This is a genomic window from Spirillospora sp. NPDC048823 (assembly GCF_043198445.1).
Classification (GTDB): Bacteria; Actinomycetota; Actinomycetes; order Streptosporangiales; family Streptosporangiaceae; genus Spirillospora.
The window spans coordinates 67,595-93,802 of the sequence record NZ_JBICUT010000018.1; the positions used below are offsets into that span (position 1 = coordinate 67,595).

Below are 26,208 nucleotides of genomic sequence, written 5' to 3' on the forward strand. Positions count from 1 at the left end.
CGTCTCGCTGCACGGACGGCGTCAGCGGGCGCGTTGGACGTACTTGAGGGCTTCCACCGCCATGTAGGAAACGGCGGCGATGACGATGATGCGTGCCCAGGCGGCGGCGGTGAGCGGCGCGGAGTGGAACACGTCGTTCATGGCGGGTGTGTAGGTGTAGATCAGCTGGATCGCGATGAGGGCCAGACCGCTGACGGCCACCCAGGGGTTGCGGCGGATGCCGCGCCACAGCAGGGGGCGGTCCAGCGACAGGCAGTTGAACATGTAGGTCAGCAGGGTCAGCGCGAAGACGTTGACGACGATCGTCTGCGCGGTCTCGGGGGTCGCGCCGTGGGCCCGTTCCCAGTGCTGGAGGCCGAAGGAGCCGGCGAGCAGGATCGCCGAGACCAGCAGGATCCGGGCGGTCAGCGCGCGGGAGATCAGCGGCAGGCCGGGGTCGCGCGGCGGACGGAGCATGATGTGCTCGTCCTTGGGTTCGACGGCGAACGGCAGGCCGAGGACGAGCACCGCGGTCATGTTCAGCCACAGCACCTGCAGCGGCAGGATCGGCAGCGCGGTGTTCACGGCGATCGCGGCGACCAGCACCAGGCCGAGCCCGACGTTGGACGGCAGCGCCCAGACGATGAACTTGACGAGGTTGTCGAAGACGCCGCGTCCCTCCTCGACGGCCTGCTCGATGGAGGTGAAGTCGTCGCCGGTGAGGACCATGTCGGCGGACTCCTTGGCGGCGTCGGTGCCGGTGCGTCCCATCGCGACGCCGATGTCGGCCTGCTTGAGGGCGGGCGCGTCGTTGACGCCGTCGCCGGTCATCGCGATGACGTGCCCGGCGCCCTGGAGGGTCTGGACGAGGCGGAGCTTCTGCTCGGGGGAGACGCGGGCGAAGACGGTGGTGGCCTGGACGCGTTCGGGGGAGAGGTCGGCGGTGAGTTCGTCGCCGGTCATGACGTCGCCGCGCAGCCCGACGCGGGTGCCGATGGCGCGGGCGGTGGCGGCATGGTCGCCGGTGATCATCTTGACCTGGACGCCCGCGTCGTGGCAGGTCCGGACGGCTCGGGCGGCGTCGGCGCGCGGCGGGTCCAGCATGGCCTGCAGGCCCAGGAACGTCAGCCGGGGCAGCTCGTCCAGGCCGGGGGCGTCGGTGTGCCCGCGTGCGAACGCCAGCACCCGCAGGGCCTGCCCGCCGTAGTCCTCGGCGCGGGCGGTGACGGCGGCCGGGTCCAGCGGGACCGGGGAGCCGTCCGGGCCGGCGGCGTCGCCGCACAGTTCCAGGATCCGCTCGACGGGGCCCTTGACGTAGACGGTGCCGTCCTCGTGCAGGGTGGCCATGTAGCGGCGCTCGGAACCGAAGGGGAGCGTCGCGGCGCGGTGCGGGGCGTGTTCGAGGCCGGCCTTGGCGGCGCTGGTCAGCAGGGCGCCCTCGGTCGGATCCCCGGTGATCGTCCACTGTCCGCCGGTGTCGACGAGCCGTGCGTCGTTGCAGCCCAGGCCGGCCAGCAGCGTCTCCCGCAGCACGGGATGCCCGGCGAGGTCGGCCGCCCGGCCGTCCAGCCGCACCTCGCCGGCGGGGGCGTAGCCGGTGCCGGTCACGGTGTAGTCCCGGCCGCCCGCGGTGACGGCGGTGACGGTCATCTGGTTCTGGGTCAGGGTGCCGGTCTTGTCGGTGCAGATGACGGTGGTGCCGCCGAGCGTCTCCACGGCGGGCAGGTGCCGCACGATCGCGCCGCGGTGGACCATCCGGGCGACGCCGAGCGCCAGCGTGATCGTCACGATGGCGGGCAGGCCCTCGGGGATCGCGCCGACCGCGAGCGCGACCGCGGCGGTCAGCATCTCGGCCCTGTCCCGGCCGTACAGCACCCCGATCAGGAAGGTCAGCGCGGCCAGCGCCAGGATCGCCACCGTGACGATCTTGCTGAACTGGGTGATCTTGCGGGTGAGGGGCGTCTGCACCGCGGTGGTGGTGTGCACCAGCCGGTGGATGTCGCCGAGTTCGGTGTCCGCGCCGGTGGCCACCACCACTCCGGCGGCCCGGCCGGCGGTGACCAGCGTCCCGGAGTAGGCCATGGCGGTGCGGTCGGCGAGAGAGACCTCGGGTAGCGCCGCCGGGTCCTTGGTGACGGGCACCGATTCGCCGGTCAGCGTCGACTCGTCCACGGCCAGTTCGTCGGTGCGCAGCAGCCGCAGGTCGGCGGGGACCTTGTCGCCCGCCTCCAGCTCGACCAGATCGCCGCGGACCAGCCCGGCCGCCGGGACCCGCGACGCCGCACCGTCGCGGACGACCGTCGCGATCGTCTGCGTCATCGCGGCCAGGGCGGTCAGCGCCTTCTCGGCCCGCGACTCCTGGACGAACCCCACGACCGCGTTCACGATCACCACGCCGAGGATCACGACCGCGTCCACGTGCTCACCGAGCAGCGCCGTCACGACCGCCGCCACCAGCAGGACGTAGATCAGCGGGCTGTTGAACTGCAGCAGGAACCGCACCACCGGGCCGCGGCCCCGCGCGGCGGGCAGCGCGTTGGGACCCTCGCGCTCCAGCCGGGCGGCGGCCTCGGCCGAGGTCAACCCGTGCGACATGTCGCCGCCGAGGTCGCGCACGATCTCGGCGGCGGTTCTGCGGTAGGGCGCGAGATCCGTCGTCATCGAAGTTCGGCCGACCGCTCGTCGTACTCCCCGGTGCCGATCGAAGCCGCCACCCGCAGCCGCATCCGGCCGGACCGGCCGCCGTCGCCCGCGTATCCCCGGCCGTCGCCGGGATCGGCGACCACCTGGGCGCATCCGATGTTCACGGCCACACCTCCTGTTCACCCTCAGCTTGTGATCTCCGTCCGCGTACCCCCAGGGGCGAAGGTCCCCCGGATCGGCGGACCCAAGCCCCCTGAACGCCGCGCCTGGGGGCGGCGAGCCTCGAAAGCCGCCGGAGCTCACGCCCACGCCGCCTTCGGTGCGCAGCGGGCAGGGCGCCGGGGCGTCACCCGCGTCCAGGACGCGGACGACGTCCGGCCGCGCGTGACGGCCGAGGGCCTCGCGGGCTGCCAGGCGCAGCGGCGTGGGAGATCAGGGCGCCGGGCAGGATCGGGAGCCAGAAGCTGAGGATCCTGTAGAGCAGGACGGTCACGACCGCTTCGGTCGGGCCGGTCCCGAGGGCGACCAGGGCCAGCGCGAAGAGGGGTTCGACGATGCCCAGGCCTCCCGGGAGGGGACCGAGAAGGCGCAGCGGGATCAGCAGGAGATACACCGACGCCAGCGTTGCGGCGGAGAGCGGCACGTTCATGGCGTGGCCCACGGCCACGAAGGTCAGCACCGAGCACGTGGTGACCATGGAGCTGCCGGCGAGGAGCGCGATGAGGCGCCTGGGTCTGTGCGACCGCCGGGACGGTCCCGCCGCGACGGCCCTCAGCGGCAGGATGATCTCGGCCCGGCGGCGCCACAGGAGGGCCGTGCCGAGCAACGCGACCGCCGAAACCGCGAGGATCAGCGGCCCGGACCATGCCGGAGAGCGCAGCGTCCCCCACCCTTGTGCGGCGGCGGATGCCAGGGCCAGCGCCAGGGCGATCAGATGGACGAGCGCACCGGTCAGTCTCGTGAGCGCGACGGTCTGGGTGGCTTCGTGTGGTCCGGCTCCATGGTCGCGGAGGTAGCCGCCCAGAACGACGGCGCCGCCCCGTCCGGTCGGATGCTGGCGGGAGGCGTAGGACGCGGCGACCTGGCGCACGTAGGTGCGTCCGAAGGCCAGGTTGCGCGGGGAGGCGCCCATCAAGGAGAGCGCACCCGCTGCGTAGGAGGCCGCCACCAGCAATGTTGCCGCGAGGAGCCAGCGTATGTGGGCGTCGGCGAGGACGGTCATCGGGGAACGCGGGCCCGTGATGCCGATGAGCGCGTGGTAGGTGACGTATCCGACGAGGACGAGCAGCAGCAGGAACCAGGGCCGGGACGGGATCCGCGACAGCGGCCGGGGAGCGACGCGGGTGGCGCCCGCACCGGTCAACGCCGTGCGAAGCTCATCCAGGAGGAGCGGGTGTTCCCGCAGCATCGTCCGTGTGGCGCCCGCCAGGGCGAGGGGCTGCAGGTAGGGCGCGGCGGCCTCGGCGGCGGGAAGCCCGAGCACGTCGACCGCCGCCCGGACGGAGCGCCGCGGGCCGGTGACGAGGGCCGTGGAGACGAGGAGTTCGGCCACGTCCTGGGCCAGCCGGCCGTCGCCGGCGGCGTCCTCGGCGAAACCGAAGTCGACGAGGACGGGACGGCCGCCGGTGTCGATGAGGACGTTCGCCAGCCGCAGGTCGCGGTGGGCGATACGCGCCGCGTGGAGTTTCGCGACCTGCGACCACAGGCGGCGCAGGCAGGGGTCGTCCAGCGAGTGGACGGGGCGGCCGCCGGTGTCGATGGCCTCCTCGGCGAGGATCCAGGTGCCGGGCCCGGCGGGCGCCACACCGATGACGGCGGGGACGCGCGCGCCCGCGGCCGACGCCCGCATCAGCATGTACGCCTCGTGCTCGACCTGCCGTTTGGGGCTCGCCATCGGCGTCTCGTCCTCGACCTCGCGGTACAGGAGGAACCGGGCCGCTTTGAACAGCAGGTCCGCGTCCCGGTGGTCGCGGCCGAGCGCCTTGACGAAGACGGCGCGGCCGTCGGCGGTGACGGCGGTGAACGGGACCGAGCCGCGGGCGTCCGCCTTGAGCGGTGCCACGTCCGGCTCGGCCAGCCCGCAGCGGGTGAGCCCCGTGGCGACCTGTGCGGGTACCGGGACGTGGTTCGGAGTGCCGCGGACGAGGTGGACGGCGCCGCCGACCGCCCAGCCGAGCGCCGTCCCGGCGACGACGTCGAGCGGGAAGTGGGCGCCGACGTAGACGCGGCTCACCGGCACCGTGATCGCGACCGCCCACAGCACCCAGCGGACCGGGCGGCGGACGTGCGCGGCGGCGACGGCGGCCAGGGCGGCGGCCACGGCGGCGTGGCCGGACACGAACCCGAGGCCGCCCTCGTGCGCGCCCCGCAGCACGACCTCCGACAGCAGCGCCCCGGGACGGCCGCGGTCGGCGAGGTCCTTGATCAGCTTGGCGAGCAGCCACGCCAGGGTGCCGCCCAGGGCCAGGTCGACGGCGAGCCGGACCCGCCGCACCGCCAGCGCGGCCGCCGCGGTCACCGCGACCGCGCCGAGGGCACCGGTCTGCATCACGAGGTTGACCGGCCAGAACAACCAGCCGGGCAGGTCGTTGACGAGGCGGAAGACGTCCGCCTCCGCGTCCAGCAGGAAACCGTCCGCGGCGAAAATGGCCAGGGACAGGCAGGCACCGAGCCCGATGGCGAGACGGATCACATCGGCGGGATGCCGCGCCGTGGCGGGCGCCCTCGGAGGGAACAGGCCGAACCGGGCCGACGACAGACCGGGGACACCGAGCCGCCTGCGAAAGGCCCGCGAGGACGCCTTCCCCCCATGGCCCCGCTCTCCGTGATCTCGCTCTCGGTGGTCTCGGTCTCGGTGGTCTCGGTCTCGGTGGTCTCGGTCTCGGTGGTCTCGGTCTCGGTGGTCTCGGGGCGGGGCGGTGAGCTTGGCCGTCGCGGCCGGGCCGAGGACGCGCCGCGCCGCCGCCAACGCCCGCGCACGCGTGGTGACCGATGCGGTCATGGCGAGCAGCCGGGCCGCGTCGTCGTCGAGCAGTTCCGCCGCCGGGTCCGTCTCCGCGCGTCCCCACCCGACGATCCAGGGACGTCCCCGCCCGTCGATCAGGACGTTCTCCGGCAGGAGGTCGCGGTGGGCGATGCGGTCGCGTCGCAGCGCCGCGCATTGCCGCCACAGGTCGTCCAGGACCTCCGGGTCCGGGTCGCCGGCCTCGGTCAGGGCACGTGCGTCGACGTGGTCCATGACCAGGGCCCAGCTCCCCGGGCCGATCTCGGTCACGAACCGGACGGCCGGGACCCGCGCACCGGCCCGCCGGGCGCGCATCAGCAGGTAGCCCTCATGCTCGGCCAGGTGCTTGGCGGTGGCGAACGGCGGCTCGCCCGGTCTGCGGCGCCACAGACGTCCCAGCCGGTGAAGCGTGTCGGCGTCGCGCTGGTCGCGGCCGATCACCTTGACGAAGAGCCGCCCGTCGGACGTGGTCGCGGCGAAGGGGACCGCGTGCCGCAGGTCGCCCGGTATCCGCTGCACGTCCGCCACCGTCAGCCCATGCGCGGTGAGCGCTTTGTGAACCGCCGTGAGCCGAGGCCGATGCCCCGGCGTCCCGAGGATGACGAGCGCCGCCGCACCCACGGCCCAGCCCAGCGCCGCTCCTCCCAGCACGTCCAGGGGGAAGTGCGCCCCCATGTAGACCCTGGCGGCCCCGGCGGCGGCGACGACGAGCCACAGGACGCGCCGGTACGGGCGCGGAAGATGAGCACCGGCCACCGTGACGAGGGCGGCGGCCACGGCCGTGTGACCGGCGACGAAACCCGTGCCCCACGGTGTCGCGTCGGCCCGGAGCACGACATCGTCCAGCAGCGCGGCGGGACGCGGCCGTCCGGACACGTCCTTGACGACCTTCGCCAGGATCCACGCGAGCGCCCCGCTGCCGCCCAACGTGACGGCAAGGCGGAACTTGCGGAAACAGACGGCGGCCACGGCGGCGGCCACGACCGCGCCGAGCCAGCCGGCCTGCATCACCAGCCACACCGGCAGCTCGATCGCGTCGGGTAGGTCGTTCACCAGCCGGAGCAGATCGACGTCCCAGCTGGGCACGCCCCGGCTCACCACGACCAGCACGGCCAGCGAAACCAGGGCGAGCACCAGCCGGACGGCGTCCATCGGGTGGCGGAACGCGGCCTCGCGCGGCCGCGCCGCCGTAACCGGGCGGACCCACCGCCACCACAGCCACAACAGCCCGCCCGCCGGCAGGTAGAGCAGGTAAGTGAAGAACCGGAACAGCAGCACGCCCGCCGTGGCCGCCGGCAAGTCCGCCCCGGTGAGGTCCAGCCCGCCGATCAGCGCCAGCTCCAGCACGCCCGCGCTGCCCGGCGTGAGGGGAATGGCGGTCACCTGCCGGGCGATCGTGTAGACGGCGAAGGCTTCCAGGACACCCACCCGGGAGACGCCCGCCGCCTGAAGCGACAGATACAGCACCGCGAACACCGACACGTGGTAGCCGGCCGCCGACAGGGTCAGCGCCGGCCACCGGCTGCGGATCAGCTCGCGGGCCTCCCCCTGGAACCGCGCCACACCGCCGGCGTGGTCGCCCACCTGACGGTGCAGCAAACGCAGGAACGGCCCGGCGAGGCGGTACCCGGCGGCCACCACGACGGACGCCGCGCGATCGTTCCAGAGCATGATGCCCGTCAGCGCGACGAGGACGGCGGCCACACCCAACCCCAGGCCCCCTGCCCCGCGCACCTTCTCGGGAACGTCGGACACCATGGCCAGCAGGCCCAGCGCGAGCAGCGGCAACGTCAGCCGTGAGACGAGGTTCCACACCCCGGTCACCAGGACCTGCAACGCGATCGGGGCCGCCCGGAACCCGAGCTGCCGGCACATCGCGACGTTCAGCGCGGCCCCGGCGGCGCCTCCACCCGGCAGGGCGTAGGACAGCGCGGTGGTCACCACGTTGATGACGGCCGCGTGCACGATCCTCAGCCGCGGGAGCGCCGCGCTGAGACCGGCCGCCGAGGCGAGGACCGACAGGACCGTGAACGCCGCCGGCAGGACGAGTTCCATCGGCTCCACCCGGGTCCGCAGAATCTCGGCGACCCGCTCCAGGTCGACCAGGCCCGGCAGGACCTTCCCGAAGATCGCAGCGACGATGAGCAGACCGATGACGCGGCCGAGCCACACCCGGAGACGCCCCCGCCCTTTGCCGCCGTCCCCGGCCGCCGGTGAGGCGACGTGGCCGTCCTTGACGATCTGCGTCACCGGCGTTCTCCTTTTGGAACTTCAACCCCTCCGTGGGATTTCAGCGTCCGCCCCGCACCCTCACCAGGGCAGTGGACGAAGGTCCCCAGCCGCCCGCTGAAGGACCGGGAGTGCCCGCCGCCGGTCAGCACCGGCCCCAGAGATCGCGCCAGATGGCGTTGTTGGCCTCCCGGTGCGCCCGTGCCAAGGAACGAGGTCGCTCGCCCGTCGCGAGCGCCGTCTACCTGGCAGGCCCGCCCGAGAGTCCGATTCCGGTCATGTGTACTCAGTCAACGCGCGAACTGGTGTAGACCCGATCTCGATACCCCGTCCCGTCCGACAACAAGGCGTCCTTCCACGAGGAGTTCAAGGCATGGCATCAGGTGACCTCGAAGGACCGGTTCCGGCAGAAGCCGTCCGTGGGCAGCGAGTTCTCGACCTACTGGACAAGGCAATCGACATCCAGAGCCCGCTCGTGCGCAAGAACATCGCTCGGGCCCGCCAACGGGACCCGGAGGCGACTCCAGCGCAGGTGATCCGCAATCTGGAGCGGATGTACGTGAGCGCATTGGCCGGGACGGGTGCCGCAGTCGGAGGAACTGCGGCCGCGCCCGGCGTCGGCACAGGAGTCGCACTGGCGCTGTCGGCGGGCGAGGTTTTCTCGTCTCTCGAACTGAGCACCCTTTTCGCGCTCTCGATCGCCGAAGTCCACGGAATCCCCATCGACGAGATCGAACGCCGCCGAACGATCGTGATGGGGATAATGCTCGGCGGGTCCGGCTCCAAGACCATCGGCAAGGTCGCCGAGCGTACGGGGCAACACTGGGGACGTCAGGTCGTCGCGAAGGTGCCGGTCGAAACGTTGCGCCAGATCAACAAGATCTTGGGGAAGAACTTCGTCACGAAGTACGGGACCAAGCAGGGAATCATCGTTCTCGGCCGAGTGACGCCGTTCGGTATCGGCGCCGTGATCGGTGGCGGCGCCAACGCCGCCCTCGCGACTCTGACCGTGAGGGCCGGTCGTCGCGCATTCGGCGCACCCCCGACGTCGTGGCCAGGGATGACGGACAGCACACCGCCGCCGTCCGAGAACTCGGACGGCGGCCTCCCGGCGGACTGAGTGCCGGAACCCCCGCAATTCCCCTAGCCCTGCTCGCGAGTGATGGGGGCCCTGATCTCGCGAGCGATGGCACAGAATGGCACAGACAGGCAGGTCACATGAGATTCGGCAGAGGCCGCCGCAAACGTCGCGAGCAGCCCGCAGACGCCAGTGGATCGCTGAGTGCGAAGCTCCAGGAACTCCAGAAGAGGCACGATGAGCTGCTTGCGGAGCTGGCGGAAGCTCAGCGGAAGGTCGCTGACGCCGGCTCAACCCGCCGTCAGCTCGAAGACCAGCTGAAAACCCTGAAGGGGCGATCCGAGGCTGAAGGCATCGCAGAACGCTACGAGCAGGCGACGGTGAGCGAAAAGAACCTGATCAGCCTTGAGAGCGAGATGCGGAAGAATCTGGATGTGTTCATTATCCAGAAGAAGAAGATAGAGGAACAGATTGGACAGCTGAAAAGCCTGACCGAGGCGGACTGATACCCCGAAGGCCACCGGGCGCGCTGTGGTCACCCCTGGCCGCAGGCGGTTGGGCTCGGTGGTTGCGGCAAATCGTCCGTGCCCGGGGGGACGGGATGACTCGCCGCGACATAACGATTTGGGGGCCGCCGGGGCGGATGTTTCTGGACGGTCAGTGCACCTTGGCGGCGGACTCGACGGCCGTCCGCAGGGCCGCGCGGGTCAGCAGGAGGACGGGCCCGTCCGGGTCCTTGCTGTCCCGCACCGCCACCACCGCACCGGCCACGTCCGCCAGCTCGACGCAGTCGCCGCCGTTCTCACCGCTGCGGCTTGACTTGCGCCAGGTGGCGTTGCTCAGGTCCATTTCTCCAATGCCTCTCTGATCATGTCCCGGGACATGTCTTCGGGGAGCGCCCCCGCTCGCAACTCTCGAAGCGATTCGGAGAGCCTGGCGAGGTCCGAGGGGTTGTCGGTCGTGATGCCTCGTACGGTCGTCTCCATGTAGGCGACCTCGCTCCGGCCCTCCAAGGTAGCCACCACGAAGGCGCCGCCTGTGCCCGCCGGACGCCCATTGTTGCGGACGATTTGAATGGTGACGTTGGGCAGCTCGCTGAGGCGATCAGGTGCTCGATCTGCTCGCGCATCACCTCGTGAGAGCCCACCAGGGCCGGATCCGCCGCGAGATGGGCTAAGGACCCCGCGCGGTCGCCACCGTCTTCGACTCCCAGTCGGTCAAGGCCGCCGAGACCGTCGGCCGCGACTCCCGCGGCTACGACGCCGGCAAGAAACAAACGGCCGCAAGCGCCACATGGTCGTCGACATCCGCGGCCTGCCCCTGCTGGTCATGGTCACTCCCGCCGACCTCCACGACGCGGCCGCGGCCAAGGAAGTCCTCTTCCGACTCCGCCTCATGGACCCAGAGATCACCATCGTCTGGGCCGACTCCGCCTACGCGGGCAAGCTCGTCGACTGGGCCAAGCAGCATCTCAACCTGACGATCAAGCCCGTCAGCCGTCCCAAAGACGCGTCCGGCTTCGTCGTGCTGCTCTCGTCGTGCTGCCTCGTCGTTGGGTCGTCGAGAGGAGCCTGGCCTGGATGATGCACGCCCGCCAGCATGCCCGAGACTACGAACGCCTCGTCCAGCACTCCGAAACGCTGATCACCTGGGCAGCCATCACCCTCATGACCAGGTGCCTCGCGAGGAAGGGCGCCACCCCCAACTGGCCGAGGAAACCGGTGCCGGCCGACACCTAACGGCGCTTCTTCGGTTACCGGCCTGTGGGGAAGCAGACCCTGGAGTGAAGGCGAAGGGGGCGGCCCGGTGGGAGGGGCGGTTCCAGCAACTCGTCCACCGGCACGTCGGTCCAGTCGATGGACGTGGTCTCGGTGTTCTCATGGAGACGGGCGTCCAGGTCGTACATGGCAATGGGACGGCCGGGGCGGTGGATGTGCAAGGTCAACTCCGCGCCCTCATCGTCCAGGTCTTCACCAGTCAGGCAGCCGGGTCGGGAGTCGTTGGGGCCAGGGCCGAGGAGAGTGGCCAGATGCGTGCGGACGTCGGCGACGGAGGCGAATAGGACGAGGGCGTCCTCCCATTCGTTGTTGTTGATCCAGTAGGCGCTGCGCAGTAGTGCGAAGGCGTGGCGGGGGTGACTCCTCTCGCTCTGAGGCTTCTTGGTGGGCGGAGCGTGAAGGTAGGAAAGGGCGGAACGGACACAATTGTCGTCGGGGGCGCGGCGTTGGGCTTCCCGGTAGGCGGCGATGGCGGCGTCCTGGTCGCCCGTCCAGGTGAGGGCATGGCCGAGGTAGAGCGGCATGAGGGCGTCGTGGGGGTCCGCGTCAAAGGCTGCCTTTGCGGTACGGATGGCTTCCTCGGCGAGTGGACGGCTGACGCCGTTACCGTCGTGCTTTTCCAACCCGTTGAGTAGGGTTCCGTCAACGTCGTCGAAATCGCAGCACACGTCGGACAGCGCCACGTGCCGTAGGGCGAAGGTCGAGGCGACCGCACGCAGGATCGCGAGGGTGGCGGCGGTCTCGGTGTCTTCGTGCGGTCCCTGCCCGGCCTGGTCGCAGTGGTGGCGAGCCTGGGCTATCAGGTCAGGGATCGCGGGTTCGCCGCTGAACTGCCGAAGCAGGAACTCGCATTCGGCGAGCGACTGTCCGGCCTGCAGCAGGTGGATGCGTGGATCTTGCGCAGGCATGGGCCGTGAGTCTGCCATCGAGCGGTAGCGACTTCCAGTGGACGCTACGACTTGGTGTCCTGGTCATCAAGCCGCTGGGAATGAAATCACGCACTAAGGGCCTGCGGTTTGGCGGCGTCCTCGGGTGGGAGGCGCGCCGATGGCGTGCGTGTCGGTGGCTCGGCCCGGGTCCGGCGCGCCGGTGCTGGTTCGCGGGGGGCGGGTTCTGTGCCGGTGTCGTGGGTGGCGGGGTGGTTGGCGCGAAGCGTGGGATGCGGGTTGATCCCAGGGGGTTGGGGTGCCGGGTGGCGGTGGGGGCCGGTCGGGTTTGTCGCCGGGAGGTAGGAGCCGGTAGGTGTAGCGGCCGTCGTGGTCTCGGGTGACGTGGATCTGGTCGGGGCTGGCGGCCTTGAAGCGATTGTGGAATCCGCAGGTCAAGGTGAGGTTGTCGATGTCGGTGGGGGTGTCACCGAGGGCCCAGCCGGCCACGTGGTCGACTTCGCACAACGTCCCGGGGACCTCGCAGCCTTGCACGGCGCACGTCGGGTTGAGTGCTTCGAGTACTCGGCGTTGGGCCGGGGTGGCGAAGCGGGTGGTGCGGCCGAGGTACAAGGGGATGTGGCCGCGTCCGAGGAGAAGCGGTGACACTCCGGCTGCCAGGGCGATGCGCCGGGCCTGTTCGGCGGGGATGGGGGTGCCGTCGGTGAGGCGTGCGGGGGCGGTGCCGCCGGTGAGGGTGTCCAGGTCGCAGATGACGGTGACCTTGGTGGCGCGGTGCCCGCCGGACAGGACGGTGGTGAGCGCGGCGGCGGTGCGTTCGGCCAGATCGCGGTGGTCGTCGGCCCCGGCCGGCTTGGCCAGCGGGCCCAGGGTGCCGTCCCAGATGGCGGCGTCCTCGGCGGTCAGCCAGCCCTTCACGTACCGGCCGCCGTCCAGGGAGCGGGTGGAGTCGATCCAGGACCGCCTGTACCCGCGCCGCGAGTCGGGGTCGGGGGTTTCGGTGCCGTCGCGTTCGGCGATCAGGTCAGTGATCCGGTTGGCGAACGCGGCGACCTTTCCTGCGGAGAACCCCTGCTCGGCCAGGTCGAGCAGGATCTCCTCGGCCCTGGCGCAGTCCTCATCGTCCAGGCGGGTCACGGCAGCGGCCACGGTGGCGGCGTACCCGTACGACAGGTCCCCGGCCGCGAGACGCTGAGCGACTTGGGGAAGGCGGTGGCGCTCGCGGGCGAGCGCGATGCGTTCCTTGGCGCGGGCCTCTCGCATGCCCAGCCGCGTCCGCAGCCAGCTTCGTACCGACGGGTACCCCCAGCGGCGCATCTCACCGGAGGCGTCCACCCGCCCGATCAGCCCGGCCAGGACGCTTTCGTGCAGGTCGGTCGCGCGGGCGAGGGTCTCGGCGTCCCGCATGCACACCGCCGGAGAGCCGGGTCCGGGACGCTGGGCGAGTTCGGACGCGATCGCAGCCGCCGCGTCCACCAGCTCACTGGTGGACATCGACGCCGGATCGAACCCACTCGAACACATAACCCAATGTTATCGAACATGCACAGTGGGTGCGCACGTTTCAGGTGAAGGTAAGCATGAAGTATCTCTCCGGATTTACTTGGTCTCGGTCCGTGGTTTTCCGCGTCGGCGTGCCGGTCTCGCCGCACTGCACGGTGGAGTGAACGATCCGTCGGGCCGGTCGTGGAGGCGTCACGCAGATAGCTGGTGAGCCGGACGATGTTGTCCACGGTCATCGCCCATCGTCCCGGAGAGGAAGAGCAGTCGCTGCGCGTTGCGGACCTCCATGGCGTGCATAGTCGTCGGTGGTGGCATAGACGCCGTTGGCCGGGTCATGTGTCACGGTCTCGATACGTGAGTCCTCGGTCATGAGGGCAGATGGCAGATGGCAGATCAGGGCAGATCTTGATCAGGGCTGTTTCTGGTGAATGGTGATGAGTTGTCGCGTCCGTACCCGTCATACCTGCGACGGGACATGACGAGACGGAGGGATGACGTGATGGGTGCGGACACGCGACCGGAGGAGCTGGGCGTGGGCGGGCTGGGCGTGGGCGGGCTGGGCGAGGTCGGGGAGCCGGCGTTCTCGGGGCTGGCGGAACGGCACCGGCGGGAGCTGCACGTGCACTGCTACCGGATGCTCGGATCGTCCGAGGACGCCGAGGACACGGTGCAGGAGACGTTCCTGCGCGCCTGGCGGCGGCGGGACACCTTCGAGGGACGGTCGACGTTCCGGGCGTGGCTGTACCGGATCGCCACCAACGCCTGCCTGGACCTGCTCGCCAAGCGCCGCCCGGAGCCCGCGACCGGCGGCGAGGTGCGGTGGCTGCAGCCATACCCGGACCGGCTGCTCGACGAGGTGCCCGCGGGCGACGCGGACGAGCCGGAGACCGTCGCCGTCGCGCGGGAGACGATCGAGCTGGCGTACCTGGTCGCGGTCCAGCATCTCGCGCCGCGTCCGCGGGCCGTGCTGATCCTGCGGGACGTCCTCGGCTGGCCGGCGAAGGACGTCGCCGAGCTCCTCGGGGACTCCGTCAACTCGGTGAACAGCGCCCTGCAGCGGGCCCGGGCCGGCATGCGCGAGCACCTGCCCGCCGAGCGGCAGGACTGGACCGGCGGCGAGGAGGACGCCCAGGCGCGCGAGGTGGTGCGCCGCTATACCGACGCCAGCCTGGCCACCGACGTCGACGGGCTCGCCGCACTGCTGCGCGACGACGTCCGGTGCTCGATGCCGCCCACGCCGGGCCTGTACGTCGGCCGCGACGCGGTGGTGAACGACTGGGTCGAGAGCGGCTTCGAGGGCATGACGGGCCTGCGCGCCGTCCCCACCTCCGTGAACCGGCAGCCCGCCGTCGCCTTCTACCAGTGGCGGGAGCGCGAGGGCGCGTACCTGCCGCTGACGATCGACGTCCTGCGCGTCACCGGTGGGGCGATCACCGAGATCGTCACGTTCCACGACGACCGGTTCCCGCGGCTCGGGCTGCCCGAGCGCCTCCCGGCGGACGGCACGGAGTAGTCCGGTGCGGACGCTCGCACTGCGCGGTGGTGAGCGTGCCGCGGTGGACGCTGCCGAATGGTCCGACGCGTTCGGCGTCGTCACCCGCGGGCGCGTGCAACTGGAGCTGCGCGACGGCGAACCCGGGCCGGTCCTCGGACGCGACGCCGGGTTCTGGCTCCGCGGCACCGGCGTCCGCGCCCTGCGCAACCCCGGCCGCCGCACGGCGAGGGTGCGCATCATCACGCCCAGGCACGCCACATGCCGGTCAGCACACCCCTGCGCCGGTCACCGAACGATGGAGGACGACATGAACAGCACGAATGACACCGCCGGGACCGTCGCAGGCCCGGCACCGGCCCGGACCGGCCACACCCGCCGGCTCCTCGCCGTCGCTGCGGCGGTGATGATCCCGACCCTGGCGTGGGGCCTCCGCACCCGGAGCGGTTGACGATCCCGCCAAGGCTCGGGAACTGAGACGTCAAGCCGGTTGTGGACGCGGTGCCAGAATTCGGCCTTCGCCCCGTCAGGGCTTGCGGGCCACCGCGGCCAGGCCTGTACCGGGGATGGGCTCGGTGGAGCCGATGTCGTTCTCCCGCAGCGGCCGCCAGGTGTACGGCGGGACGAGTCCCGGCTCGACCAGCTCCAGGCCGTCGAAGAACCCGCGGATCTGCTCGGGGCTCCGCAGCCGGTACGGGATCGCACCGGACTCGGCGTAGGCCCGCATGGATTCCACGAACGGCGGGTGGGTGTCGTCGGCTTCCACGATGGCGAGGTAGGAACCGGACGGCAGCGCGTCGACGAGGGTGGCGACGATGTCGCGGGCCCGCTCGTAGGGGTCGATGTGGCCGAGGATCCCCATCAGCATCAGCGCGATAGGCCGGTCGAAGTTCAGCTTCTGCCGCGCTGCCTGCAGGATCTCGTCCGGCTTGTTCAGGTCGGCGTCCACGTAGGTGGTCGCGCCCTCCGGCGTGCTGGTGAGCAGCGCGTGGGCGTGGGCGAGGACCAACGGGTCGTTGTCCATGTAGACGATGTGGGACTCGGGCGCGACGCGCTGCGCCACCTCGTGGGTGTTGTCGGCCGTCGGCAGCCCGGTGCCGACATCCAGGAACTGGCGGATCCCGGCCTCGGCCACGAGATGGTGGACCGCGCGTCCGGTGAACTGGCGGGTCATCCTCGCCGACTGCACGAACCCGGGAAAGATCTGCTCGACCGTCCTGCCCATCTCCCGGTCGACCTCGTAATTGTCCTTGCCGCCCAGCCAGTAGTTCCAGATGCGGGCCGAGTGCGGCACGGTCGTATCGATTGTGGCGGGTTGCTGCGCGTCGTCCATGTCTCCCAGTCCCGTTTCTCGCCAGGGCCGCAGGGCCTTAAAGATCTACAGTTTCGACCCTACGCCGTCCGGCCGGAATGCGAGAGGCGATCGGGGTTGGGCCGTGGGGGGCTAAGGCGAGATAAAGATCTTGAAATTGGTCGGTGGTGGGGGTGCGGTTCGGATCGTGCGGGGTAGGCGCACCTGGCGTCAGGCCGATACGAACTCACGGGAAGGTGAGCCTGGTGGCGTTCAACCCGCTCGAACACCGCGGTATCCCGCTGGAAGACCAACTCCGCAACTGGGGCCAGCTGGACGTCGCGCCCGTCGATCCCGACCATGCCGATCCCTACACCCGGTGCCGCATCATCGCGATGAACGGCATCGAGGTGGAGGCGATCATGTTCAGCCACCACTTCAACCGGGTCTGCCCGGATCCGGAGGTCAAGCAGCAGCTCGCGCAGGTCCGCTACATCGAGCAGCAGCAGCAGAAGGTCGTCAACTGGCTGCTGCCCGGGCAGGCGTCGGTGCTGGAGACCACGATCGCCTATGAGCAGGTCGCGGTCGACCTGACCGGCTGGGTGGCGCGGCAGGAACCCGACCCGTATCTCAAGAAGGCCTACCAGTTCGGGCTGCTGGAGGACTTCGACCACCTGTACCGGTACGCCAACCTGTACGAGATGATCGAGCACCGCAAGGCGGAGAAGATCATCGATCAGCTCACCGAGGCGATGCCGGGACGGCCCACGCGGCTGCATCACCGCCACCCGGTCGACAATGTCCGCGAGCCCTACGACCGTGAGGCCGCCGCGCCGATCTCGAAGCTGCACGCGCTGACGATCATGTCGGCCGAGCAGCAGACGATGAACTTCTACATGAACGTCGGCCCGATGTACATGGAGCCGATCGCCCGGCAGCTCTACCAGGAGATCGGGCTGGTGGAGGAGGAGCACGTCACCCACTACGAGTCGCTGGTCGACCCGGGGGAGACGTGGTGGGAGCGGCTGGTCAACCACGAGTACAACGAGTGCTACCTGTACTACTCGTTCATGCAGACCGAGACCGACCCGCGCGTTAAGGGGATCTGGGAGCTGCACCTGAACATGGAGCTGGAGCACCTCCGCATCGCGTGCGACCTGATGCGCCGCCACGACGGCCGCGACCCCGAGAGCATTCTGGCGCCGTCGCTGCCCGAGCCGGTCACCTTCGAGCCGAACAAGGAGCTCGTCCGTGAGCTGGTGGCCACCCAGATCGACTGGACCACGCTCGGCACCGGGTACGTCCAGGAGGCCCACCAGCGGTTCGAGGAGTACCAGGACAAGATCAACGCCGAGCGGCCGCCCAGCGACCAGGTGATGGAGGACCACCAGCACAAGTTCGGCGAGGAGTACCGCCTGGAGACCGAAGGGCCCCATCCCGTTCCGAGCCTGCGCCGGGACCGGTACCAGTAACCGGACCCTCGGGTACGTCGGGTACGTCGGGTACGTCGGGAGATCAAGTAGTCGGGACATCAGACGTAGTGGGGAAGACGCTGTGAGCAGTACTACGACGCAATACTCGTCCACCAGTGATCTGATCGACCTGCTGAAGGCGCAGCACGGCCAGATCCGCGACCTGTTCGATCAGGTGATGAACTCCGAAGGGCAGGAGCGCAAGGAGGCGTTCCGGGCGCTGGTGCGGCTGCTGGCCGTGCACGAAACCGCCGAAGAGGAGATCGTCCATCCGGTGGCCCGGAGCCTGCCCGGCGGCGACGGCATCGTGGACGACCGTCTCGCCGAGGAACGCCAGGCCAAGGAACTGCTGTCCGAACTGGACGGCATGGACACGGACGACCCGGCGTTCCTCAAGACGCTCGACAAGCTGCGCATGGACGTGCTGACCCACGCCCGCGCCGAGGAACGCTACGAGTTCGACCGGCTCGGCGCCCAGTTCAGCCCGGCCCAGCTCAAGGGCTTCGCCGCCGCGGTTCGTGCCGCCGAGGCGATCGCCCCCACCCGCCCACACCCCGGCACCGAGAGCGCGACCAAGAACATGCTCGTCGGCCCGCCCGCCGCGATGATGGACCGCGTCCGCGACATGATCCGCGACGCCCGCGGCAAGGGCTGACCGCGCAGGCCCCGCAGGCCACCGGGCCCCCGGAGGCGGGAGAGCCGGGCTTGCCGGCTCAGCGCAGTTGCTGGATGCGGATCAGGTTGCCCGCGGGGTCGCGGAAGGCGCAGTCGCGGACGCCGTACGGTTGCTCGGTCGGTTCCTGGACGACTTCGGCGTCGCCGGCCTGGACCTTCTCGAAGGTGTCGTCGAGGTCGTGGGTGGCCAGCAGGATCCAGCCGTAGGTGCCCTTGGCCATCATCTCCGTGATGGTGCGGCGTTCGTCGTCGGTGATGCCGGGATCGGCGGCCGGGGGCGCCAGGAGGATCGACGTGCCGGGCTGGCCGGCGGGGCCGACGGTGATCCAGCGCATCGTGCCCTTTCCGACGTCGCTGCGGACTTCGAAGCCCAGGGTGTCGCGGTAGAAGGCCAGGGACGCCTCCGGGTCGTCGTGCGGAAGAACGGTGGTGTGAATGCTGAGGTCCATGACGATCACGCTAGTTGCGGCTCGGCAATCGGCGCTTCTCGATTCCTGACCGGCCGGGTCACCTGTTTCGCGACGCACGGCGGCATTCCCGCCCTCGCGCGCGCGGCCCGGCGCCGGTACACGGAGGGTGGTATACCGACCAGTTCGGTGAAGCGCGTGCTGAAGGTGCCCAGCGACTGGCAGCCGACCTCGAAGCAGACGTCGGTGACGCTGAGGTCGCCGCGGCGCAGCAGCGCCATCGCCCGCTCGATGCGCCGCGTCATCAGGTAGGAGTACGGCGACTCGCCGTAGGCCTGGCGGAACCGGCGGCTGAGGTGCCCGGACGACATGTTCACGCCGCGGGCGAGGGCCTCCACGTCCAGCGGCCGAGCGTACTCGCGGTCGATCCGGTCGCGGACGCGGCGCAGCCGCGCGAGGTCGCTCTGGCGCTGCGCCGCGGTGAGGGCGCGGCCCCACGAGGGGTGGCACACGGGGATGACTCCGTTCTTCGATGTCCGCGGCCGGGCGAGCCGGCCGCAGGCGGGTCGGGGGCCACGGCCGCGGGCGGGTCAGGGGTGCGGCCGCGAGCGGGTCAAAGGGTCGCGGTCTCCGATGCGGTCTCCCACACGAACCCGTCCGGGTCGGTGAAGGACTCGGCGTCGGTGCCGATCATGAGGCGGTGCGATCCGGTGCCGTCCGGAGTGACGCCGGCGTCCTTGGCGAGGGCCTTGCGCCCGTAGAGCGCCAGCTTGACGGGGCTCGACGAGGCGGCGAACTCGACGTACTTGCGGCCGAAGCTCTTCGCCACGGTGAGGCCGCGGTCGACGTAGAACCGCTTGGTCGCGGCCACGTCCGCGACGCCCAGCAGGAGCACGACGTCGTCGATCTCCCGGGTCGCCGGGCCGGCGTCCTTCTTGTTCGAGGTCGCGACCTTCCAGATCGCCCCGTCCGGGGCCTGCACGACACCGCCGTAGCCCCAGAACGACTTCGCGGCGGGCTTCAGGGTGGTGGCGCCGGCGTCGAGGGCGGCGTCGATGAGGGCGTTGACGTTTCCGGGCTGGGACGCCGTGAGAGACATCGTGAAGCCGCGGAATCCGGTCGTCGGCGCGTCCGAGGCCCGCAGGAGCACCTGAGTGTCCAGACCGAAGGCGGTGGTGTAGAAGCTGCGGGCGGCGTCGAGGTCGGACGCCTCAAGGGTGATGGATTCGATGGAAGTCATGACGGTGACGCTAGGCGCGGCTCCATGGGCGGCGCTTCTCGATTCCTGACCGGTTTGTCCCGGTGGTGACGCGGCCGGGCCCGGGTGATCGGTGCGCGGACGGTTTCGGGGGGTGTCGGGGGGAAGAGAGCGGACGAGTGAAGTCGTGCCTTGGGGGAGGCGTTATGAACATGCCGCACAGGGCGGTGCGTCGGCTGGAGAAGGCGGAGGCCCTGGACAGGGTCGCCAAGCCGGTCAGTTCCGTGGCTCAGAAGGTGGTCCGGCCACGGTTCGTCCGGAATCTGCTCAGCGGGACCAATATCGGGCATCCGCTGCATCCGCCGCTCACCGATGTGCCGATCGGTGCGTGGACCATGGCCGGGCTCCTGGACGCCGTGGGGGGATGCGACGCCGAACCGGCGGCCGACCTGCTGGTGACGGCCGGGGTGGTCGCGGCCGTGCCCACCGCCGTCACCGGGATGAACGACTGGTCCGACACGCTCGGGGCCGAGCGGCGGGTGGGGCTGGTCCACGCCACCGTGAACAGCGCGGCACTGACGCTGTACGCGGCGTCCCTCGCCGCGCGGGTCCGCGGTCACCGCGGCAAGGGGAAGGCCCTGGGGTTCGCGGGGCTCGGCGTGATGGCGATCAGCGCCTACCTCGGCGGTCACCTGACGTTCGTCAAGGGCGTCAACGTCAACCGCACCGCCTGGCAGCAGGGCCCGGAAGAGTGGACGCCGGTGCTGGCGGCGGCCGAACTGCCCGAGGGCGAGCACCGCACGGCGGACGCGGACGGCGTCCGGGTCCTGCTCCACCGGACGGACGGAAAGGTGCACGCCCTGGCCGCGACCTGCAGCCACATGGGCGGCCCGCTGGGCGAGGGGACGTTCGAGGAGGGCTGCGTCACCTGTCCGTGGCACGGCAGCACGTTCCGGTTCGCCGACGGCGGCATCGTCCGCGGCCCGGCCAGCACACCGCAGCCCTGCTACGAGGCACGGATCCAGAACGGACGCATCGAGGTTCGCGTCCCACCGGCGGGCGCCCACGCCGACGCATCCGAGGACCGTGCCCACCGGCCGCGGCGCCGCCCGATCACACGAGCCCCCGCCACGTGACACCGCCTCCGACGCGGGCGTTCACGATCGGGACGGTATCGGGGACGGTCGGCGTTGCGAGCTCGGTGTCATCGCTGCCGTCCGGTCTCCGGGCCGGACCGTCCGGTTCGGGATGAGGGGAGGAACAGTGCGACGGTGGCGCCGAGTACGGCCATCGCGGCGCAGCTGAGAAGTGCGGTGCCGGCCGCGTCGCTGAACGTCGCTTCGGCCAGTTCGCGCAGGTGGTGCGCGTCCGGTCCGGTGATGTGCGCGGCGGGGTCGCCGCTGACTTGGCTGCCGGTCAGACCGGTCTCCGTGTGGCGGGCGTCGGTGACGAAACGGTTCTGCCAGACGCCGGAGACCACGGCTACTCCGGCGGTGATTCCCAGCAGGTAGCCGACATAGGAGATGTTGCGTCCTGTGATCGTGTGCGTGGCCGGAACGTCCTTGAGGGCGGTGGTGGCGGTGGGGTCCTCTTGGAGTCCGAATCCCGCGCCGGCGACGGCCAGTGGGGCGAGGAAGAACAGCCAGCCGGAACCCGGCGATGCGAACGTGACCCAGAAGGTGCCCGCCGCGATGAGCAGGAAGCCGGGGATCACCAGCAGCCGGACGTCGACCCTGCCGGTGAGCGATTCGGAGACGGGCGCCACGATGACCGCGCCGACGATGATCGACATCAGCAGGGCACCGGCTGCGAGAGCCGAGTAGCCGTGCTGGACCTGCAGGACGTGTGACAGGGCGAAGAACAAGCCGAGGCTGGCGAACTCGCCGATCCCGCGGGCGAGGTTGCCGAGGCGGAACCGCCGTGACTTCAGCAGGGTGCGAGGCACGAACGGGTCGTCGGCGCGTCGCTCGTTGAGGACGAAGAGGCCCAGGAGCGCGATCCCGGCGGTGGCGAAGCTGATGATGAGCGGGGAATCCCAGCCGAACCGGGTGCCCTCGATGACGGTGAAGGCCAGGGCGAACACGGCGAGGCCCCCGAGGAGGGCGCCGGGGACGTTGGGGGAGCGTGGGGGACCGCCTTCCCATGACGCCGGGATCAGCCTGCTGCCCGCGACGAGCACGGCCGCGCCGGTGAGCACGTTCAGGTAGAACATGAACTCCCAGGACAGGCCCCAGGTGATGAGCCCGCTGACGACGGGCGCGGTGAGCGCGGCGACGGCGAACGCCGCCCTGTGCGCCGTGGCCGCGCGTTCTCCGGCCCGCCCTGCGAAGGCCGTCTTCATCAGGGCGAAGGCCGCCGGTTCGGCCATCGCCGCGCCGAGCCCCTCGACCGCGCGTGCGGCCACCAAGACTTCGATCGACGGAGCGAGGGCGCACGTCAGAGACGCCGCCGTGAAGATCGCCATGCCGGGGAGGAGCAACCGGCGGTGTCCATGCCCGCCGGCGAGCCGGGCTGCGGGAAGCAGGAACACCGCGAACGTCAGGATGAAAGCGCCGTACGCCCACGTCGCCATGTCGAGCGCTCCGCCGAGGTCCCCCAAGATCGCGGTCAGGGGGATGACCATGCCGGCGGTGTCGAACACCACGATGAACGTGCTCAGCAGGAGGACGGCGAGGAGGCCGTTTCCGGGGCGCGGTGCCTGATCCGGCTCAGCGTCCTTGCCGTCCTGCGCTGTCATGCCGAGGATTCCACCGGTGTTGCCTCGAAGGGGATGGGTGTGGTTTCAGCATGCTGGGTGGTTCGCCGGGGTGCAAGGGGCGCGGAACGCGGCCGTGCGGGCGGGCGGTTCAGGTCGCCGCTCGGCGGGCGGCGTCGAAGGGGGCGCGGTCGAAGAGGAACCGGCTGTAGGTGATCTTGCCGTTCTTGACGGTGACGCATTCGGCGCCCGGCGCTCGTTTCACCGGGATCGTCTCGGTGTCGTACATGAGCAGGGCGGTCTCGTCGTCGCCGTAGGCCGCGATCATTTCCGCGTGGACGAGTATCTCCACGAACGGGCCCATGAACGCGCGGTACGCGGCGGCGCCCTCGATCCGCCCGGCCGGGGCGTCGCAGACGATGTCGTCGGCGATGTAGGTCATGGCTCGTTCGAAGTCCTTGCCGGTCCACGAGTCGTGGTACGCCAGCGCTGTCTTCAGGGCGGAGCTGTCCATCGGTGTTCCTCTCTGATGTTCCATGGCGTGGTACCGATGTGAGTTGAGACACCGGTGTCGGCCCGAACCTCGCCGTCACCCGCTTCCTCGACGGCGAGGTGCTCTCCCGGTCCGGGCTCCCCGCGACGCTCACCCTGCATGCTCAGGGCCGGCGGGACTCCGGCAGGCCGGCTGGTCGATGATCTGTGCGGCCTCCTTGCGCGTCGGTCAGGCGCCATGCCCGAGGACGTCTTGGGGCCCGGTCGTTTTCAGGGGTTCGTCTCAGGGCGCGTCGATGGTGTTCTGAGGCGTTTGGTGTTCGAGAGGCGTTTGGGGGCTGACAGGCGCCAGGCTTCGGTGACGAGTTCGGCCAGCTCCTCCGGGTCGACCTTGGCGAGGTCGATCTCGATCCAGGCGAAGCGGCCGCCCGCCCAGGAGGGGGCGAAGACTTCGGGGGCCTCGGCGACCAGGGCGGCCTGTTCTTCGCGGGTGGCCTTGAGCATGAGGGTCTCTTCCGCCTCGTTGAGGTAGCAGAAGCCCTTGTCGCGTACCCGGAAGCCGGTCAGCTTCGGATGCCGGTCGTTCTGCGTCACCTCCGGCAGCCCGAGCACGATGGTCAGGAACTCCTCAACGCTCATACCCGAGGTGTACCAGGCACGTCGGACGATTCGGCAGGGACGAATAGTAAACAAGTACACTGTTCGCATGGCGAAGCAGTTCGACGGCCCCCCGAGCAGCGGTTACCTGCTGTGGCACGTTTCGCTGCGGTGGCGGGTGGCCATGGACCGCGTGCTCGGGCCGCTGGGGTTGACGCATGCGCAGTACGCCGTGGTCGCGTCGCTCTACAGCATGGAGCAGAGCGGGATACGGCCGAGCCAGCGGCAGCTCGCCGACTACAGCGGGCTGGAGCCCATGTACGTCTCCCGGCTCGCCCGCCAGGTCGAAGGCAACGGGCTGGTGGAACGCAAGGACAACCCCGCCGATCCGCGCGCCGTCCAGGTGACGCTCACGGACAAGGGCGTCGAGACGGTCAGGTCCGCGCTCGCCGTCGTCCGCGAACTGGAGGACCGCTACCTTGAGCCCCTCGGTGGCGCCGACAGTCCGGAGAACCTTGAGCTGAGGCGCCGGCTGCAGGCGCTGCTGGAGCACGCCGACGCGTTGAAGGGCGCGGCGGTGCCCGACCTTCAGCCGGACTCCAGCGGGGATTGAGCCGGCTCCGCCACGCTCGACGATGTGACGAGCGGGAGGGCCGGGTGCCGATGAACGAAGAACAGACCGTCCTGGACGACCTGTGTCGGCGGGCGGCCGAACTCATCGGCGCGACGCGCGGGCCGCTGAAGAGCGTGCGCCTGCGGGCGGGCGAGATGAGCGTCGAGGTCGAATGGCCCGAGGCGCCGGCCACCGGACGCGAGCCGGTGGGGACGGGCGCCGGAGGCGAGCCGGCGGAGGCGGGCGTACGCGCCGGGGAACCCGCACCGGAACGCGAGGACGGCACCTTCGTGGTGCACGCCCCGCTGGTGGGGACGTTCTACCGCGCGCCGTCGCCCGACGCCGGGCCTTTCATCGAGGTCGGCGACAAGGTGGAGGCGGGGCAGCAGGTGGCGATCGTGGAGGCCATGAAGCTGATGAACGCGGTGGCGGCCGAGCAGGCGGGCCGCGTCGTCGAGGTCCTGGTGGAGGATGCCGAGCCGGTCGAGTACGGCCAGCCGCTGTTCGTGCTCGCACCATCCGACTGAGGCGGGCCCGGTGCTCCAATCCGGAAGAATCTCGCGTTCCGAGACTCCGGTGATTAGGGTTCGGGGTATGAGCAAAGGTCTTGAGCCGGGTGAGGGTCTGGAGCCGGGTGGAGGTCTGGAGCCGGGTGAAGGTCTGGAGCCGGGTCATGCCGAGCTGCGCGCGTCCCACGAGGACCGCGATCACGTCGTCGAGCGGCTCAGGGACGCGGCGGGCGACGGCCGCCTGACCGCGCAGGACCTCGACGAACGGCTTGAGGTGGCGTTGACGGCGCGCACGCACGGCGAGCTGCGGGCGCTGCTGCGCGATCTTCCGGCGCCCACCGCACCCGACGTGCCGGAGCTGCTCCGGCTGGAGGCCCGCCAGGGCAACATCGAGCGGGCCGGGAGCTGGGTCGTCCCGCGCCGCCTGGAGGTCGAGGCGCACAGTGGGAACGTGGTCATCGACTTCACGAGGGCCACGCTCGCCCATCCGGTTCTGGACATCGAGGTCACGGTGAGCCACGGCAATGTGCGGCTCATCGTGCCGCCGGAGGTCGAGGTCGACATCGGCAGCGTCACGGTCCGCAGTGGCAACGTGCGGCCGTACCGGGCGCGGGGTGCGACCGGTGCCCCGGCCCGGCTCCGTGTCGGTGTCACGGGCAGTGTCCGGCATGGGAACGTCATCGTGCGGGGGCCGCGCAGGAGCTTCCTGGAGTGGCTGCTGCGCCGGCCGGCGCGTTCCCGGCCCGCGCTGCTGCCCTGAGCCGACGGCCCGCGCCCGGTGCCGAACCGGTGTTCACGAACCGGTGGTCAACGGTGGGTGTTCAGCCGGTGATGTGGCGGGCGGCGGACGTGTTCTGTTCGCGTAGCCAGCCGAGGACGAGCGCGAGTTCGTCGTCGGACAGGCCGTCCGTGCGTGCCGCGAGCCTGGCGGCCCGGTCGAGGTGGGCGAGGAGCGCGGCCAGGTTCTCCGGGACGGGTTCGAGGATGACGCGGCGCCCGTCGTCGGGGTCCCGGGTGCGGCGGGCCAGGCCGGCGTCCTCCAGGCGGTCGGCGACGCCGGTGACCGCGCCGCCGGTCGTGACGCTCAGCAGCCGGGCGAGGGCGCCGGGGGTGCGCGGGCCGTCGAGCGCCAGTGCGGCGCCGCCCAGCGCGTCTTTCAGGGACAGTCCCAGCCGGTCGGCGAGGGCCTGGTAGAGCAGCACGCTCCACAGAGTGTGCCGGATGATCTCGGTGCGCATGTCCCTGCACATGTCCTCGTACCCGGGGCGAGCCATCACCTTGCTTCCCTCCCTTGTAGAGGAACACTAAATATGAGTAACTCTACTTTAGAGATTACTGTCTGAGGGTGGCGGTGGCTCGCTTCGGCAGGGTGCGGCTCCTACTCCTCCTTCTCGCGCTTGAGCTGCTGCTCGAGCTCCAGGAGGAGGCGGCGCTCCGTGTCGGGCAGATCGTTGAAGGGCGTGACCTTCTCCGGGGACGCCCGCAGCGGCCCCCCGCGTCGAGCGCGCCCCGCCGCCCGGGCGGTGGACTCGGCGGACGCGGCCCGCACCGCGGCTATCAGCTCGGCCGTCGGCCAGGCGTGCGTCCCGCAGTACATCAGGCCGACGAAGAGGTGACTCATGATTCGTCGCAGCACCGCGACCGTGCGGCTTGTCTTGTGCATACC

At 70.6% G+C, this 26,208-nt stretch carries 26 protein-coding genes and 1 pseudogene; 11 read left to right on the forward strand and 16 right to left on the reverse strand.

Annotated features, from left to right (window positions below; all coding sequences use genetic code 11):
- Positions 1 to 21 precede the first annotated feature (21 nt).
- The 3 genes from ACGFK0_RS31765 to ACGFK0_RS31775 all read right to left on the reverse strand — a co-directional run bounded on the left by ACGFK0_RS31765 (position 22) and on the right by ACGFK0_RS31775 (position 7,876).
- Positions 22 to 2,640, reverse strand: coding sequence for a cation-translocating P-type ATPase (locus ACGFK0_RS31765; RefSeq protein WP_392911577.1), 2,619 nt, complete (start codon positions 2,638 to 2,640; stop codon positions 22 to 24).
- Positions 2,637 to 2,786: a hypothetical protein gene (locus tag ACGFK0_RS31770; RefSeq protein ID WP_392911579.1), complete on the reverse strand. Its 150-nt coding sequence runs from the start codon at positions 2,784 to 2,786 to the stop codon at positions 2,637 to 2,639. Before ACGFK0_RS31770 ends, ACGFK0_RS31765 begins: the two co-directional genes overlap by 4 nt.
- A gap of 182 nt (positions 2,787 to 2,968) precedes the next feature.
- A complete protein-coding gene (locus tag ACGFK0_RS31775; RefSeq protein ID WP_392911581.1) occupies positions 2,969 to 7,876 on the reverse strand; it encodes a lysylphosphatidylglycerol synthase domain-containing protein in 4,908 nt (1,635 codons plus the stop codon).
- A gap of 352 nt (positions 7,877 to 8,228) precedes the next feature.
- On the opposite strand from ACGFK0_RS31775, the gene ACGFK0_RS31780 reads away from it, so the two are divergent.
- Complete coding sequence (locus ACGFK0_RS31780; RefSeq protein ID WP_392911583.1) at positions 8,229 to 8,975, forward strand: hypothetical protein; 747 nt, start codon at positions 8,229 to 8,231, stop codon at positions 8,973 to 8,975.
- Positions 8,976 to 9,073: 98 nt separating this feature from the next.
- Complete coding sequence (locus tag ACGFK0_RS31785; protein ID WP_392911585.1) at positions 9,074 to 9,439, forward strand: hypothetical protein; 366 nt, start codon at positions 9,074 to 9,076, stop codon at positions 9,437 to 9,439.
- 151 nt (positions 9,440 to 9,590) lie between these two features.
- Here the strand turns inward: ACGFK0_RS31785 and ACGFK0_RS31790 are convergent, their stop codons facing one another.
- Positions 9,591 to 9,782, reverse strand: a complete 192-nt coding sequence (locus tag ACGFK0_RS31790) for a DUF397 domain-containing protein (RefSeq protein ID WP_392911587.1) — start codon at positions 9,780 to 9,782, stop codon at positions 9,591 to 9,593.
- Positions 9,773 to 10,024: a Scr1 family TA system antitoxin-like transcriptional regulator gene (locus tag ACGFK0_RS31795; protein ID WP_392911816.1), complete on the reverse strand. Its 252-nt coding sequence runs from the start codon at positions 10,022 to 10,024 to the stop codon at positions 9,773 to 9,775. Before ACGFK0_RS31795 ends, ACGFK0_RS31790 begins: the two co-directional genes overlap by 10 nt.
- 62 nt (positions 10,025 to 10,086) lie before the next feature.
- Between ACGFK0_RS31795 and ACGFK0_RS31800 the strand changes: the two are divergent.
- Positions 10,087 to 10,654: pseudogene (locus ACGFK0_RS31800) on the forward strand (transposase); the annotation flags it as partial.
- Positions 10,655 to 10,686: 32 nt separating this feature from the next.
- Here the strand turns inward: ACGFK0_RS31800 and ACGFK0_RS31805 are convergent.
- Together ACGFK0_RS31805 and ACGFK0_RS31810 are read right to left on the reverse strand one after the other, a co-directional pair.
- Positions 10,687 to 11,619, reverse strand: a complete 933-nt coding sequence (locus ACGFK0_RS31805) for a tetratricopeptide repeat protein (RefSeq protein WP_392911589.1) — start codon at positions 11,617 to 11,619, stop codon at positions 10,687 to 10,689.
- A gap of 93 nt (positions 11,620 to 11,712) precedes the next feature.
- Positions 11,713 to 13,122, reverse strand: a complete 1,410-nt coding sequence (locus ACGFK0_RS31810) for a DUF222 domain-containing protein (protein ID WP_392911592.1) — start codon at positions 13,120 to 13,122, stop codon at positions 11,713 to 11,715.
- A 478-nt stretch (positions 13,123 to 13,600) separates the two neighbouring features.
- Between ACGFK0_RS31810 and ACGFK0_RS31815 the strand changes: the two genes are divergently transcribed.
- Both ACGFK0_RS31815 and ACGFK0_RS31820 read left to right on the forward strand, forming a co-directional pair.
- Positions 13,601 to 14,614, forward strand: coding sequence for an RNA polymerase subunit sigma-70 (locus ACGFK0_RS31815; protein WP_392911594.1), 1,014 nt, complete (start codon positions 13,601 to 13,603; stop codon positions 14,612 to 14,614).
- A 4-nt stretch (positions 14,615 to 14,618) separates the two neighbouring features.
- Positions 14,619 to 15,044, forward strand: a complete 426-nt coding sequence (locus ACGFK0_RS31820; protein ID WP_392911596.1) for a hypothetical protein — start codon at positions 14,619 to 14,621, stop codon at positions 15,042 to 15,044.
- A gap of 75 nt (positions 15,045 to 15,119) precedes the next feature.
- Here the strand turns inward: ACGFK0_RS31820 and ACGFK0_RS31825 are convergent, their stop codons facing one another.
- Complete coding sequence (locus ACGFK0_RS31825) at positions 15,120 to 15,926, reverse strand: SAM-dependent methyltransferase (RefSeq protein WP_392911598.1); 807 nt, start codon at positions 15,924 to 15,926, stop codon at positions 15,120 to 15,122.
- Between the two features lie 224 nt (positions 15,927 to 16,150).
- Between ACGFK0_RS31825 and ACGFK0_RS31830 the strand changes: the two genes are divergently transcribed.
- Positions 16,151 to 17,356, forward strand: coding sequence for a hypothetical protein (locus ACGFK0_RS31830; protein ID WP_392911600.1), 1,206 nt, complete (start codon positions 16,151 to 16,153; stop codon positions 17,354 to 17,356).
- Between the two features lie 82 nt (positions 17,357 to 17,438).
- Positions 17,439 to 18,011: a hemerythrin domain-containing protein gene (locus ACGFK0_RS31835; protein ID WP_392911602.1), complete on the forward strand. Its 573-nt coding sequence runs from the start codon at positions 17,439 to 17,441 to the stop codon at positions 18,009 to 18,011.
- Positions 18,012 to 18,069: 58 nt separating this feature from the next.
- On the opposite strand, the gene ACGFK0_RS31840 is transcribed toward ACGFK0_RS31835, so the two are convergent.
- From ACGFK0_RS31840 to ACGFK0_RS31850, 3 genes are all read right to left on the reverse strand, one after another.
- Positions 18,070 to 18,480, reverse strand: coding sequence for a VOC family protein (locus tag ACGFK0_RS31840; RefSeq protein ID WP_392911604.1), 411 nt, complete (start codon positions 18,478 to 18,480; stop codon positions 18,070 to 18,072).
- Between the two features lie 5 nt (positions 18,481 to 18,485).
- The gene (locus tag ACGFK0_RS31845) at positions 18,486 to 18,950 is read right to left on the reverse strand and encodes a helix-turn-helix transcriptional regulator (RefSeq protein ID WP_392911606.1); all 465 of its coding nucleotides are present in this window, start codon (positions 18,948 to 18,950) and stop codon (positions 18,486 to 18,488) included.
- 101 nt (positions 18,951 to 19,051) lie between these two features.
- Positions 19,052 to 19,678 (reverse strand): glyoxalase, encoded by a 627-nt coding sequence (locus ACGFK0_RS31850; protein ID WP_392911609.1) that lies wholly within the window; start codon positions 19,676 to 19,678, stop codon positions 19,052 to 19,054.
- 164 nt (positions 19,679 to 19,842) lie between these two features.
- On the opposite strand from ACGFK0_RS31850, the gene ACGFK0_RS31855 reads away from it, so the two are divergent.
- Complete coding sequence (locus tag ACGFK0_RS31855) at positions 19,843 to 20,772, forward strand: Rieske 2Fe-2S domain-containing protein (RefSeq protein WP_392911611.1); 930 nt, start codon at positions 19,843 to 19,845, stop codon at positions 20,770 to 20,772.
- Positions 20,773 to 20,840: 68 nt separating this feature from the next.
- Here ACGFK0_RS31855 and ACGFK0_RS31860 read toward each other — a convergent pair whose 3' ends face one another.
- The 3 genes from ACGFK0_RS31860 to ACGFK0_RS31870 form a co-directional block, all read right to left on the reverse strand.
- Positions 20,841 to 22,373 carry an MFS transporter gene (locus ACGFK0_RS31860; RefSeq protein ID WP_392911613.1) on the reverse strand — a complete coding sequence of 511 codons (1,533 nt, stop codon included), beginning with the start codon at positions 22,371 to 22,373 and terminating at the stop codon, positions 20,841 to 20,843.
- A gap of 109 nt (positions 22,374 to 22,482) precedes the next feature.
- Positions 22,483 to 22,845 carry a nuclear transport factor 2 family protein gene (locus tag ACGFK0_RS31865; protein WP_392911615.1) on the reverse strand — a complete coding sequence of 121 codons (363 nt, stop codon included), beginning with the start codon at positions 22,843 to 22,845 and terminating at the stop codon, positions 22,483 to 22,485.
- Positions 22,846 to 23,093: 248 nt separating this feature from the next.
- Positions 23,094 to 23,462 carry an MmcQ/YjbR family DNA-binding protein gene (locus tag ACGFK0_RS31870; RefSeq protein WP_392911617.1) on the reverse strand — a complete coding sequence of 123 codons (369 nt, stop codon included), beginning with the start codon at positions 23,460 to 23,462 and terminating at the stop codon, positions 23,094 to 23,096.
- 67 nt (positions 23,463 to 23,529) lie between these two features.
- Between ACGFK0_RS31870 and ACGFK0_RS31875 the strand changes: the two genes are divergently transcribed.
- From ACGFK0_RS31875 to ACGFK0_RS31885, 3 genes are all read left to right on the forward strand, one after another.
- Entirely contained in the window at positions 23,530 to 24,033 is a 504-nt protein-coding gene (locus ACGFK0_RS31875) for a MarR family winged helix-turn-helix transcriptional regulator (protein WP_392911619.1), read from the forward strand.
- Positions 24,034 to 24,083: 50 nt separating this feature from the next.
- On the forward strand, positions 24,084 to 24,560 hold the full coding sequence (gene accB / locus ACGFK0_RS31880; protein WP_392911621.1) for an acetyl-CoA carboxylase biotin carboxyl carrier protein: 477 nt from the start codon (positions 24,084 to 24,086) through the stop codon (positions 24,558 to 24,560).
- 67 nt (positions 24,561 to 24,627) lie between these two features.
- A complete protein-coding gene (locus ACGFK0_RS31885; protein ID WP_392911623.1) occupies positions 24,628 to 25,302 on the forward strand; it encodes a DUF1707 domain-containing protein in 675 nt (224 codons plus the stop codon).
- 61 nt (positions 25,303 to 25,363) lie between these two features.
- On the opposite strand, the gene ACGFK0_RS31890 is transcribed toward ACGFK0_RS31885, so the two are convergent.
- Together ACGFK0_RS31890 and ACGFK0_RS31895 are read right to left on the reverse strand one after the other, a co-directional pair.
- Positions 25,364 to 25,816, reverse strand: a complete 453-nt coding sequence (locus tag ACGFK0_RS31890) for a MarR family winged helix-turn-helix transcriptional regulator (protein WP_392911625.1) — start codon at positions 25,814 to 25,816, stop codon at positions 25,364 to 25,366.
- A gap of 104 nt (positions 25,817 to 25,920) precedes the next feature.
- Positions 25,921 to 26,205, reverse strand: coding sequence for a hypothetical protein (locus tag ACGFK0_RS31895; protein ID WP_392911627.1), 285 nt, complete (start codon positions 26,203 to 26,205; stop codon positions 25,921 to 25,923).
- Between the last annotated feature and the right edge of the window lie 3 nt (positions 26,206 to 26,208).

What these genes read in the sequence shown, in the direction of transcription:
- ACGFK0_RS31765 (WP_392911577.1), bottom strand. Translation starts at nt 2,640, where the DNA reads ATGACGACGGATCTCGCGCCCTACCGCAGAACCGCCGCCGAGATCGTG.
- ACGFK0_RS31780 (WP_392911583.1), top strand. Translation starts at nt 8,229, where the DNA reads ATGGCATCAGGTGACCTCGAAGGACCGGTTCCGGCAGAAGCCGTCCGT.
- ACGFK0_RS31785 (WP_392911585.1), top strand. Translation starts at nt 9,074, where the DNA reads ATGAGATTCGGCAGAGGCCGCCGCAAACGTCGCGAGCAGCCCGCAGAC.
- ACGFK0_RS31790 (WP_392911587.1), bottom strand. Translation starts at nt 9,782, where the DNA reads ATGGACCTGAGCAACGCCACCTGGCGCAAGTCAAGCCGCAGCGGTGAG.
- ACGFK0_RS31805 (WP_392911589.1), bottom strand. Translation starts at nt 11,619, where the DNA reads ATGCCTGCGCAAGATCCACGCATCCACCTGCTGCAGGCCGGACAGTCG.
- ACGFK0_RS31810 (WP_392911592.1), bottom strand. Translation starts at nt 13,122, where the DNA reads ATGTGTTCGAGTGGGTTCGATCCGGCGTCGATGTCCACCAGTGAGCTG.
- ACGFK0_RS31815 (WP_392911594.1), top strand. Translation starts at nt 13,601, where the DNA reads ATGGGTGCGGACACGCGACCGGAGGAGCTGGGCGTGGGCGGGCTGGGC.
- ACGFK0_RS31825 (WP_392911598.1), bottom strand. Translation starts at nt 15,926, where the DNA reads ATGGACGACGCGCAGCAACCCGCCACAATCGATACGACCGTGCCGCAC.
- ACGFK0_RS31840 (WP_392911604.1), bottom strand. Translation starts at nt 18,480, where the DNA reads ATGGACCTCAGCATTCACACCACCGTTCTTCCGCACGACGACCCGGAG.
- ACGFK0_RS31850 (WP_392911609.1), bottom strand. Translation starts at nt 19,678, where the DNA reads ATGACTTCCATCGAATCCATCACCCTTGAGGCGTCCGACCTCGACGCC.
- ACGFK0_RS31855 (WP_392911611.1), top strand. Translation starts at nt 19,843, where the DNA reads ATGAACATGCCGCACAGGGCGGTGCGTCGGCTGGAGAAGGCGGAGGCC.
- ACGFK0_RS31860 (WP_392911613.1), bottom strand. Translation starts at nt 22,373, where the DNA reads ATGACAGCGCAGGACGGCAAGGACGCTGAGCCGGATCAGGCACCGCGC.
- ACGFK0_RS31865 (WP_392911615.1), bottom strand. Translation starts at nt 22,845, where the DNA reads ATGGACAGCTCCGCCCTGAAGACAGCGCTGGCGTACCACGACTCGTGG.
- ACGFK0_RS31870 (WP_392911617.1), bottom strand. Translation starts at nt 23,462, where the DNA reads ATGAGCGTTGAGGAGTTCCTGACCATCGTGCTCGGGCTGCCGGAGGTG.
- ACGFK0_RS31875 (WP_392911619.1), top strand. Translation starts at nt 23,530, where the DNA reads ATGGCGAAGCAGTTCGACGGCCCCCCGAGCAGCGGTTACCTGCTGTGG.
- accB (WP_392911621.1), top strand. Translation starts at nt 24,084, where the DNA reads ATGAACGAAGAACAGACCGTCCTGGACGACCTGTGTCGGCGGGCGGCC.
- ACGFK0_RS31885 (WP_392911623.1), top strand. Translation starts at nt 24,628, where the DNA reads ATGAGCAAAGGTCTTGAGCCGGGTGAGGGTCTGGAGCCGGGTGGAGGT.
- ACGFK0_RS31890 (WP_392911625.1), bottom strand. Translation starts at nt 25,816, where the DNA reads ATGGCTCGCCCCGGGTACGAGGACATGTGCAGGGACATGCGCACCGAG.
- ACGFK0_RS31895 (WP_392911627.1), bottom strand. Translation starts at nt 26,205, where the DNA reads ATGCACAAGACAAGCCGCACGGTCGCGGTGCTGCGACGAATCATGAGT.